At 60.2% G+C, this 11592-nt stretch carries 8 protein-coding genes; 7 read left to right on the top strand and 1 reads right to left on the bottom strand.

What is annotated here, in order from left to right:
• Positions 1-558 precede the first annotated feature (558 nt).
• The 7 genes from HUU46_24645 (at position 559) to HUU46_24615 (ending at position 10095) form a co-directional block, all read left to right on the top strand.
• Positions 559-3021: an ATP-dependent Clp protease ATP-binding subunit gene (locus HUU46_24645; protein ID NUM56831.1), complete on the top strand. Its 2463-nt coding sequence runs from the start codon at positions 559-561 to the stop codon at positions 3019-3021.
• A 71-nt stretch (positions 3022-3092) separates the two neighbouring features.
• Positions 3093-5369, top strand: coding sequence for an outer membrane protein assembly factor BamA (bamA, locus tag HUU46_24640; protein NUM56830.1), 2277 nt, complete (start codon positions 3093-3095; stop codon positions 5367-5369).
• A 142-nt stretch (positions 5370-5511) separates the two neighbouring features.
• The gene (locus tag HUU46_24635) at positions 5512-6072 is read left to right on the top strand and encodes an OmpH family outer membrane protein (protein ID NUM56829.1); all 561 of its coding nucleotides are present in this window, start codon (positions 5512-5514) and stop codon (positions 6070-6072) included.
• Positions 6073-6114: 42 nt separating this feature from the next.
• A complete protein-coding gene (locus HUU46_24630; GenBank protein ID NUM56828.1) occupies positions 6115-6711 on the top strand; it encodes an OmpH family outer membrane protein in 597 nt (198 codons plus the stop codon).
• A 50-nt stretch (positions 6712-6761) separates the two neighbouring features.
• Positions 6762-7814, top strand: coding sequence for a UDP-3-O-(3-hydroxymyristoyl)glucosamine N-acyltransferase (gene lpxD, locus HUU46_24625; GenBank protein NUM56827.1), 1053 nt, complete (start codon positions 6762-6764; stop codon positions 7812-7814).
• Complete coding sequence (gene lpxC, locus HUU46_24620; protein NUM56826.1) at positions 7789-9150, top strand: UDP-3-O-[3-hydroxymyristoyl] N-acetylglucosamine deacetylase; 1362 nt, start codon at positions 7789-7791, stop codon at positions 9148-9150. The genes lpxD and lpxC overlap by 26 nt, the downstream gene beginning before the upstream one ends.
• Positions 9151-9231: 81 nt before the next feature.
• Positions 9232-10095 (top strand): hypothetical protein, encoded by an 864-nt coding sequence (locus HUU46_24615; protein NUM56825.1) that lies wholly within the window; start codon positions 9232-9234, stop codon positions 10093-10095.
• A gap of 7 nt (positions 10096-10102) precedes the next feature.
• Here the strand turns inward: HUU46_24615 and HUU46_24610 are convergent, their stop codons facing one another.
• A complete protein-coding gene (locus tag HUU46_24610) occupies positions 10103-11215 on the bottom strand; it encodes a trypsin-like peptidase domain-containing protein (GenBank protein NUM56824.1) in 1113 nt (370 codons plus the stop codon).
• Positions 11216-11592 lie beyond the last annotated feature (377 nt).

Genomic DNA, 11592 nt, shown 5'->3' with positions numbered 1-11592 from the left:
AACCTACAGTAGCACACGCACCAGGAATCGGCTAACATGCAATCAACCAACCCCGGTTCCCTAACATTTCACTTGGTCTACAAAACGGGGGCCGCCCAATCTCGTGCTCGTGCTCGTAATCGTAATCGTAATCGTAATCGATATTACTCGTTACGAAGTACCCGCCTCGTTCCCAACTTTCCAGTACTCGTTCTCAACTTTCCAGTTGGGAACGCACTCTTGAAAAGCTCCGCTTTGTCCCCTCAACCCCACTAACCTTCGCCCAATTCCTAAAATCCGTCATCCAAACACAGGTCGTTTCGCAGCACGTCCCGCGATGATTCTCCTTGATCTCCGTGTCTCCGCGGGAAAGTCGAAGCTCCTCCTCCGTAGCTCGGCGAAGACCGTGCGTGGGTCCCGCGATTCACTGAATAGCTGCGCCACACCAAACGTCCATTCCCCGCGCGAAAGGTTTCGCGGCGGTCGCGTGTTAGTGTATAGTACTTGCGCCGGCAAGGCGGGTGGACCGGATCGAGCATCTACACCAGAATCCCCGCCGGAAGTCTTAGAGGCTATCATATTATGTGGGAACGGTTTACCGAACGAGCCAAGCATGTTGTCAGCGCCGCGCGTGAGGAAGCGACCCGCTTAGGCAGTGAATACGTCCGCACCGAACACATCCTGCTCGGGTTGTGCCGCGAGCCGGACGGCATTGCGGCGCGCGCGCTCGAAAATCTCGGCGTCAACCTCGACGAATTATCGCTCGAAATCGAGCACCAGATTCAAAAGGGCAATGCCGTCGTCTCCAACGACGACATCGCCTTCACTCCCCGCGCCAAAAAGGTCCTGGAACTGGCCGTCGAAGAGGCGCGCCGGTTCAATCACAACTACATCGGCACCGAACACATCCTCCTCGGGCTGGTGAAAGAAGGCGAGGGCATCGCGGCCAAGGTCCTTCAGGACATGAAGATCGACCTCGAGAAGATTCAGGCCGAGGTCATTCGCCTGCTCGGCGATTCGAGCAAGCCCAGCGGCCAACAGGCCAGCACCAGCAAGAAAAGCCAGACTCCCGCACTCGATACGTTCGGCCGGGACCTCACCGCGCTTGCCCACGAGGACAAGCTCGATCCCGTCATCGGACGCGAAGCCGAAATCGAGCGCGTTATCCAGATTCTCAGCCGCCGCACAAAGAACAATCCCGTGCTGATCGGCGAAGCCGGTGTCGGCAAGACGGCGATCGTGGAAGGCCTGGCGCAGGCAATCGTAAACGGCGACGTGCCCGATCTGCTGCGCAACCGACGCGTGCTCACGCTCGATCTCGCGGGCGTCGTCGCCGGAACAAAATACCGCGGCCAGTTCGAAGAACGCCTCAAATCCGTCATGAAAGAAATCCGCCGCGCGGACAACATCATTCTGTTTATCGACGAGTTGCACACGATCGTCGGCGCCGGCGCGGCCGAAGGCGCCGTGGACGCGGCAAACATGCTGAAACCCTCCTTGGCGCGCGGCGAATTGCAGTGCATCGGCGCGACAACCATGGACGAATACCGCAAGCACATCGAAAAGGACGCGGCGCTTGCGCGGCGTTTCCAGACAATTATCGTCGATGCGCCGTCGGTGGACCAGACCATCGAAATCATCAAGGGCCTGCGCGACAAGTACGAAGCGCACCATCGGGTGAAGTTCTCGGACGATGCCATCGTCGCTGCGGCGAAAATGTCGAACCAGTACATCACCGATCGCTTCCTGCCGGATAAGGCGGTGGACGTGATCGACGAAGCCGGCAGCCGCGCGCGCCTGCAAATCACCACGCGGCCGAACTCGATCAAGGAACTCGAGGCCGAGATCGAGAAGATTACACACGAAAAGGAAGCGGCCATCCGCCGGCAGGAGTACGAACGCGCCGCCAGTCTGCGCGACAAAGAGCGCAACCTCATCAGCGAGCGCGAAGAAAAACTGCGCGACTGGGAGAAGAAGCGCGACTCCGCCGAGATGGTCGTCACCGAAGACGACATCGCATATGTCGTGTCGAAGTGGACCGGTATCCCGCTCACAAAACTCGAAGAAACCGAATCGCACAGGCTCCTCCGCATGCGCGACGAACTGCACAAGGCCGTTGTCGGCCAGGAAAGCGCGGTTGACGCCGTCACGCGCGCGATTCAGCGTTCCCGCGCCGGCCTGCGCAATACCCGCCGCCCCGTCGGTTCGTTCCTGTTCCTCGGGCCGACCGGCGTCGGAAAGACCTTGCTCGCCAAGTCCCTCGCCTCGTTCCTCTTCGGGAGCGAAGACGCCCTCATCACGATCGACATGAGCGAGTACATGGAAAAGTTCGCGGTCTCGCGCCTGGCGGGCGCCCCCCCGGGATACGTCGGCTACAACGAAGGCGGCCAACTGACCGAACAGGTCCGTCGCCGCCCCTATTCGGTCGTCCTATTCGACGAAATCGAAAAGGCCCACCCGGACGTGTTTAACATCCTCTTGCAGGTGCTCGAAGACGGCCACATGACCGACTCGACCGGCCGTAAAGTGGACTTCCGCAACACCGTCATCGTCATGACCAGCAACGTCGGCGCGCGGCGCATCGGCCGCAGCACCCAGATGGGCTTCACCCGCGGCAACAAGGAAGACGAATACAAGGAAATGCAGTCCCGGGTGATGGAAGAGGTCAAGAAGATATTCAACCCCGAGTTCCTGAACAGGGTGGACGAACTGGTCGTATTCCACCGTCTGACGCACGACGAATTGGTGAGGATTGTTGACATACACGTGGCAGAAGTGATAGAACGTGTCGGGGAGAAGGGTTACGAGCTATCGCTCAGCGACGAGGCCAAGGAATTCGTCGTGCGGGTAGGTAGCGATGAGCAGTACGGCGCACGTCCGTTGCGGCGCGCCGTACAGCAATACGTTGAAGACCCGCTCTCTGAAGCGCTATTGAAGGGGGCTTTCGCCCCGGGAATGCGCATTGACGTGCGCCCCTCGGAGCAGGAAGACAAACTGGTATTCGAACCGGTTGTGCCCATAGCGGAAGGTATCGTTAATTGACAAAAGCCAGCCGCTTCCGTAGGAACCGGCCCTCAGCCTTTACGTTCGTGGGGTGGGGGGCATTCCTCGTTTTGCCGTTCGTAGTGGGATCCACGCCCGCGTTCGCGCAGGATTACGAAGGCAAGGTCATATCCGAAGTCCGAATCAACGGCCTCGAACGCGTCAGCGAACAACTCGTCCGCAGCCAGCTCGAAGTGCAGGCGGGGCAGTCTTACAGCCAACTCGCCATCTCGCGCGACATCCGCCGCCTTTATGACACAACCTTCTTCAATTCCATCAAGGGCGACGTGACCGCGTCGGGCGATGGCGTCATTGTGACGTACATCGTCGACGAAAAGCGGGTTATCTCCGAAATTAAAATCATCGGCAACGACAAGATTAAGTCGCGTACGATTCGCGCCGCCACGACGTGGAAAGAGGGCGACACCTTTGTCGAGGAAGGCTACGAGGAAGAGCGCGACGCCGTGCTCAAGTTGTACCAGTCGAAAGGCATGCCCAACGCCGCCGTCGACATCGTCGTCGAAGAAGTCGGACCGTCGCGCGTCCGCATCACCTACATGATCACCGAAGGCAAGAAGGCGAAAATCAGTTCGCTCAGCTTCGAGGGCAACGAACGTCTCAGCGACCGGAAATTGAAAAAAGGCATGGAGACGAAGCGCCGGTGGTGGTTCCTCGGCGGAAAGTATGACGAGTCGAAATTCGAGTCCGACCTCTCGAAAGTCATCGACAAGTACGGCGACGTCGGCCGCATGGAAGCCGAAATCACCGGCACGGAGATGACCTATTCGGAGAACGGCAAATCCGTCGACATTTCGGTGAGCGTCGTCGAAGGGCCCGAATACACCGTTGCGACCGTCGAACCCGGCAGCAACGAAGTGTACGACGATGACGAAATCATGGACATCACCAAGACCAAGCCGGGCGAGGTCCACAACAAGAGCCAGGTGACCGCCGACGCCGAGATCATCGAGAAGGGCTACACGTCGAGCGGCTACATCAACGCGACCGTCGAACCGCAGGTTACCCTCGATAAAGAGAACAAAACGACGCACGTCGTACAGCAAATCAGCGAAGGCGACCTCAAATACGTCAAGGAAATCACCGTCACCGGAAACGAAACGACGCGGGACGACGTCGTGCGCCGCGAAATCTTCCTGAACCCGGGCGAGCGGTTCGATGGCAGCCTGCTCGAAGCCAGCCACCGCCGGCTCGAATCCACCGAGTACTACGACGCCATCCGGTTCTCGACGCAGGACATCCCCGAGGACCCGCGCCACTCCAACCTGCTTGTCGATGTCGAAGAAGGCAAGACCAGCTACTTCAACTTCGGCGCAGGGTACAACACGGAAGAAGGCGTCGGCGGGTACACCGAACTGCGCTTCAACAACTTCGACATCGCGAATTGGCCCTCCTTCCAGGGCGGCGGCCAACAGTTACGCCTGCGCGTCGCGCTCGGACAGCGCCGTGACGAATACAGCCTCAGTTTCTCCGATCCGGAAATCTTCGGGTACCCCCTGTTGTTCGGGTTCGACATCTTCGACGAATCCTATGACTACGACAACGGCGGCACCGACTACTCCCAGGAAACGCAAGGCGCGCGCATTCGGTTCGGCAAGGTCCTCTCGCCATACAACACCGCGCGCGCGTCCTTGGGCTACGCCAACGTAAACTACAGCGACCTGCGGTACGGCCGGTTCAGTCCCTACTACGAGTACATCGGCGGCGACTCGACCATCAGCACCGTCTGGGGTTTCAATCGCACGACCGTCGACTCGAACCGCGATCCCTCCACCGGCGCGCGGCACGACTTCCAAATCGAGTGGGCATTCGGCGGCGACAACGAGTTCTGGAAATTCGATCACGATTCGACGTGGTTCTTTAGCTTCGACGAGGAAAAGAAATGGGTGTTCTCGGTTCGCTCGCGCCAGGGCATCGGCGGCGCAATGGGCGGTAGCGAACACATCCCGCTGGCGTCGCGCTACTTCGCGGGCGGCTCGACCACAATTCGCGGCTACGACGCGCGCGACGTCGGTCCGAAAGAACCCGAAATCCTTGGCCTGTTCGGCGACGACGTTTCCGTCGGCGGAGAGTTGCGCCTGCTAAACTCGCTCGAACTGAAGTACAAAGCAAGCAAATTCTTCCGCACCTATCTGTTCATGGATTCCGGTGGCGTGTGGCTCGAACCGGGAGATTTCGATCCCGGCGATATGAAATACAGTATCGGTGTAGGTCTCGGGTTCGACATCCCGATGATGGGCCCAATCCGGCTGGACTACGGCTTCCCGCTGAACCCCGACGACGATCAGGGTTCTGGAAAGCTCCACCTGCAGGGCGGGTTCCGGTTCTAAACTCATCCCGCCGCGCCCGGTGTTGCGGCGAAAAAGCGTACATGGGTATACTCTGCGTTTATTCCACGGGCAGCTTCTGCGCGCAAACCACGGTGGGTTATCGCGCGCCGGGCGCCAGGCACGGAAAGAAGGAACTCCTCTCGTGAAACGGCGGATTGCAGTTGCGCTCGGTGCGGCAGTCGTGTGCGTCGGCCTCGCGGCCGCAGTGTCCGTCCCGCGCGTTTCTGCCCAGGACGAAGCCGCCGGCAAAAGCGCCGCGAAGATCGCAGTGATCAACAAAAAGACCGTATTCGACAACTACGGGCAGCGCGAGGCCGAGTGGAAGGCCCTCGAAACCGACAAGGAAAACTTGCAGGCGGAAATCGATAAACTGCGCGAACAAGTCAACGAGGGCCGCAAAAGACTCCGCGAGGACAAAACGCTCACCGAACAGCAACGCCAGGAGCTGACCGACAAGGTCGCCGCGGAGAACCGCGACTACGAGGACCGGTGGCGCCGTGCACAGGGCGAAATCGACGATAAGTCCAACAAGTTTTTCGACAAGATTCTTGGCCAAATTGACGCGGGCGTCCGCGAAGTCGGCAATGCCGAAGGTTACAAGATCATTATCGATTCCGATCCGAAGGCAGGCACGCCCGTGCTGTACTTCGATCCGTCTCTCGATATCACGAAAAAAGTTACGGACCATCTGAATAGTAAGTAACGCAGCGCGCGGCGCGCTCGAAACCCCAGGAAAACGAACACAATGAAGACAGTGCTCAAGTTGGCCGCGGGATCAACCGTTATCGCGATCGTGGCCCTTTGGTCCGGCAGTTCGGCAACCTCCGTGTCGGCGGCGCAAGGCGCGCCGGCGGCCGTAGCGCCGTCCGCGTCGGAATACAAGATTGGTGTTGTGGATATCGACGACGTGTTCCGGCAGTACAAAAAACTCAAGACCGAGCTCGACACGCTGAAAAACAAGCGGGACCAAATCGAGAAGGACCTGAATGCCCGGTACGAAGCGCTCCAAAAGGAAGACGAGGCCCTCAAGACGGCCCCCGAGTCCGACCGGGAAGCGCGCGTCGACGCCATCCAAAAGAAGAAGCGCGATTACCTCGCGGACGTCCAGCGTATGAAAGGCGAGCTTGACGACGAAGGCATGAAGTTGTCGTCGCGCGCCCGTCAAGACGTGGTCCAGACGATTCAGCAGATCGGCTTGGACGACGGATACCACCTGATCCTGCAAAGCGGATCGACGGTCATCTATTTTGCAACGCCGATCAACATTACGTCGAAGGTCGTTGACAGGCTCAACGGCGCGCCGGCCGCCACTGCGGCAGCAACGCCCAAGAAATCGAACTGACTCGCGCCAACCCCGGACCCATTGCGCCAACGCGAGAGGAACCAACCGGGATGGACATGACTGTCGGAGACATCGCCGCGCTTGTGAGCGGCGTCGTCCGAGGCGACGCGGCGGCCCGTGTAACCGGGATTAGCGGCATTCGCGAAGCCGGCACAACCGACCTGACTTTCTTCTCCGACCCCAAGTATGCCCGGCATCTGGCCACGACAAACGCCGCCGCCGTCATCGTGCCCCTGGGCACGGACTTCAACGGCAAGACCCTCATCGAAGTTCCCGATCCCCGCGCAGCGATGTTCGCCCTGCTCCAGCGGCTCGAAGCCGAGCAGGCGTGGCGGCCCGACGGCATCCACCCCACGGCGGCCATAGCCCCGAGCGCATCGCTGGCTGAGGGCGTTTGCATCGGCCCCGGCGCTAGCATTGGCGACAGGACCGTAATCGATGCGAACGCTACCGTCCACGCGGGCGCTCGTATTGGGCGCGACTGCCGCATTGGCACGCAAACCGTTATATATCAGAATGTTACGATTGGCGACCGCGTCGTCTTCGGCGAGGGTTGCATCATCCAGCCCGGTGCCGTCATAGGCGCCGACGGCTTCGGCTATACCGAGCAAGACGGCCTCCTGATTCGAATCCCGCAGGTGGGGACCGTTGTGCTGGGCGACCATGTCGAGGTCGGGGCCAATACATGTATAGACCGTGCAACTTTCGGGGCGACCCTCATCGGTTCAGGTTCAAAGATTGACAACCTAGTCCAGATAGGTCACAATGTTCAGCTAGGCAGGAACTGTATTGTCTGCGGAAAAGCGGGCATTGCAGGCAGCACTGTGCTGGGAGACAACGTCACCATAGGAGCCGCGGCCGGCATCAATGGCCACATCGAGATTGGCGAAGGAGCCAAAGTGGCCGCGTTTGCGGGGGTTACAAAGTCGGTGAAACCCGGGGCCATTGTGTCCGGGTTCCCGGCGGTCGAGGTTGAGAGGCACCGGCGGAAAGAGGCCTCGCTCCGGCAACTCCCCGATGCGTTGCAGCGATTGAAGTCGCTCGAACAACGCCTGGCCCAACTAGAAGGTACCCTGAATGGAACGCCAAAAGACGATCGCTAGGGAAGCATCCTTTTCCGGCATCGGCTTGCATACGGGCAATCTGACGACCATCACGTTCAAGCCCGCGCCGCCCAACAGCGGCATCACATTTGTCCGCACCGACCTGCCCGACAGACCGGGCATCAAGGCCGACGTCGACAACGTCGTGGACGTCTCCTACGGCACGACGATCGGGATCAACGGCGTGAAGGTGCACACGGTCGAACACGTTCTCGCGGCGATCGCCGGCCTCGGAATCGATAACCTCGAGATCGACGTCGACGCCAGCGAGACGCCCGTCGGCGACGGCAGCAGCGTCCCGTTCATGACTACGCTCGAAAAGGCGGGGCTCGTCGAGCAGGACGCCGAGCGAAAGTACATCACCATAAAGCATCCGGTCTATTACCGAAACGACGACGTTGCGTTGAGCGTGTTGCCCTCCGACGAGTTGCGCGTCACGATGACGATCGCGTTCGACCACGTCGCCATCGGCACGCAATACGCCTCGTACATCATCACGCCCGAAACCTTCGCGAAAGAGATCGCCCCCGCGCGCACATTCGGGTTCCTGCGCGACGCGAAAATGCTGCAGGAGCAGGGCCTCATCCGGGGCGTCAGCCTGGAAAACGCCGTTGCGATCGGCGACGAATCGATCCTGAACGAGGAACTGCGCTTCCCCGACGAGTTTGTCCGCCACAAGATTCTCGATCTCCTCGGCGATATGTATCTGCTCGGCCGGCCCGTGCGCGGTCACGTCATCGGCGTGAAGTCCGGCCACGCATCGCACGTGAAGTTCTCGCAGGAAGTAAAGAAAAGCCTGCTGAACGGTCACTCCAAGCCCAGCGCCAAAGTGCCCTTGAGCAAAATGCCCACCGTACTCGACGTCAACATGATCATGAAAGTGTTGCCGCACCGGTTCCCGTTCCTGCTCGTTGACCGCATCCTCTCGTTCGTGCCTTTCGAGCGCGTCGTCGGCATTAAGAATGTCACCGTCAACGAGCCGTTCTTCCAGGGCCACTGGCCTACCATGCCCGTCATGCCCGGTGTGTTGATCATCGAGAGCATGGCGCAGGTCAGTTCGGTCCTGATCTTTCACGAAAGCGGCGTCGATCCCGGCAAGGTCGCCATCTTCCTCGGTATCGATCGCGCGAAGTTCCGCCGCACGGTTGTCCCCGGAGATCAACTCGTCCTCGAAGCAGAGATGCTGCAAATCCGCCGGAACGCCTGCCGCGTGCGCGCCGTCGCCAAGTGCGACGACCATATCGTCGCCGAAGCGGAGATGATGTTCGGCCTCATGGACGCGCCCAAGACTGAGACCCCGGCCGTGTCCGCGGCGACCCCAGAAGCGAACTTCTAGCCCCCGATCCAATTCCGATTCCCGCGGCCCATTTGGGTTATCCTCTTTGCAGCCATTCCAATCCCACCGGAGGACTGCATCGTGAAAGACCGTCTACTCACCATCGCGATTTCCATAGCCGCCACACTCGGCATCGTCGAAATCGCGCCGCAACCGCAGAACGAGCTCACCGTCGAGCGCCTGATCGTGACGAAGGAACTCATCGTCTCTGACACGGGCGAGCCGTGGGAGAAAGGTTTCGAGGCGCAGGGAATTCCGCGCGGCATATACGCGCGCGCGCTGCACGACGGACCGGGCGGCCTGTGGGTGCGGAGCCGATTGATCAAAGGTGAGATCGACGATCCGTTTGACGATCGGTTTCACGCGCTCGAGCGCGACGGCACTCTCCGCACCGCGCCGGGGCATATCTCGTGGAACGTGTGGCTCGACGACAATTGGCGGCAGATGGCGATCATCCAGGGCGAGGGTCTCGAGTTCTCCGACGTGCCCCGCGAGGAATGGAACGGCGGCACGCATCCCGGCCGCATTCGGTTTCAGACGTTTCGTCCCAACCATGGCGAGCCGCTCACCGACGCGTTGATTGGGCAGGGGAAGATGTCACTCGGTGGCGGTGGATACGGCGGTGGCGGTTTGCCTTCGCCGCGGGATGTATTGCATCTGTGGGGCGGCGACATGCTGCACGAGCCGATTGCAGCGCCCGAAGCGCCGAAAATCGTGAGTGATGACGGTTCCCGCGAACACCGCTATGCGATTGTTGCCGTTGGCGCGCAAGGGAACCGCACGGCGCCATCTTCGGAAACGACGGCGCGCGGGATTGCGAAGCTGCAATGGGACAGCGTGGCCGGCGCGGACGCGTACATAGTACTGCGCGATGGCAAGGAAATCGCCGGTCCGCTACGAATCGAAGGGTCTCAGAAACTCTGGAGCGACGCACTAGAGAATTAGCGAGGCGCTACCGGGTCAATTCCTGAATCAGAAACTCGACGGTTCCCGTCTTGCCCTGCCGGTTTACCGTGAGTGCGCAGTGGTCCCCCACGAACAAGTCCCAAATCACGAAGTCGATATCTGTGGCATTTTCGACGCGGTTGTTGTTGATTCCCACGATGACGTCACCCGGCTGCAAGCCGGCCTGGTGCGCGGGCACCCCCTTGACGATGTTGCGCACGATGCAGCCGTAATCGACTTGGACCCCGAGTTCGGCGAGGATTTGCGGTGGCAGGGACTGCACGTCCTCGACCTTGAATCCAGCCCACGGATCGCGGCGGCGCCCGTATTGAATGATCTCTTCCGCGACGCGGCGTGCGCGGTTAATTGGAAGTGCGAACCCCAGCCCGACGCTGCCGCCGCTCTGCGAGAAGATCATCGTGTTCACGCCAACAACCCGTCCCTGCGCATTTACCAGCGGCCCGCCGCTATTGCCGGGATTGATTGCCGCGTCTGTTTGAATCATGCCCTGATACAAGCGTTCGCCGTCACCGATCTGCGAACTCACGCGGCGATGGTTGGCGGACACGACGCCCACGCTGACCGTCGGCTGCGGGTCTTTCATCAGCGTCCCGAACGGATTGCCAATCGCGATGACCCACTCGCCTGTCAGCAGGTCGTCCGAATCCCCCAGGCCGACACTCGGCAGGTTCGCCGCATCGCGCACGCGCAGCACCGCCACGTCCGTGCGCTCGTCCGCGCCGGCTAGCTCGACCGGCAGCTCCCGGCCATCGGGCAGCGTCACCGAAATCGCGTCGTTCGGACCCGTCGCACCTTCGACCACGTGCCAGTTCGTGATGATGTACCCGCGCGCATCGAAAATGAACCCGCTGCCCACGGAGTTCATCCGCCGCTTTCGCACCTGATTCATTGGACGCGGTATGTCGAATAGACCCCAATACTCGTCAAACAACATCGGAATGCGGCGTTGCGTGACCATTGAAAGGTTTACGGATACTACGGCTGGTGCAGCGCGCTCGATTGAAGTGACAATGGCATTTCGGCGCGAATCGCCGATGTCGTCGGCAAACAGAGGACACGCGAGAACAATTGCCACGGCGAGAAAACCGAAACGCGTCATCCTTTGATACCCTTCTTTTGCGCGAAATGAATATTTGGCGGAGATGAACGGCATTGTGTCGCCAACCTCTGGTCTGCTAGGACGGAAAAGCGGTTTGTTTACTTACCTACACTCACGAGAAACCACCGCCACTCCGGCGGATTGCCGTTGGCTCAGACCGTTGCGGCCCGGCGCCGCCCACGTAGTGCGGATCATACACGATCCGATGCAGCCGCCGCCCCAAGGAGGGCCATCACCTTCCGCGCTGGGCCATTTGAAAAGAGGGATTAACATTATTTCGAAGGAAGGTAGTAAGATATGAAACGGGGAGACGCATATCGCATCGTGATGACCTTCGGCGGATGTGCGGACCTGGATGCCGGAATTTCGCGCTACGC

It is taken from the genome of Candidatus Hydrogenedentota bacterium, assembly GCA_013359265.1.
GTDB lineage: Bacteria > Hydrogenedentota > Hydrogenedentia > Hydrogenedentales > SLHB01 > JABWCD01.
The sequence above is the reverse complement of the archived record's forward strand: the minus strand, read 5'-3'. Positions and strand labels throughout refer to the sequence as shown.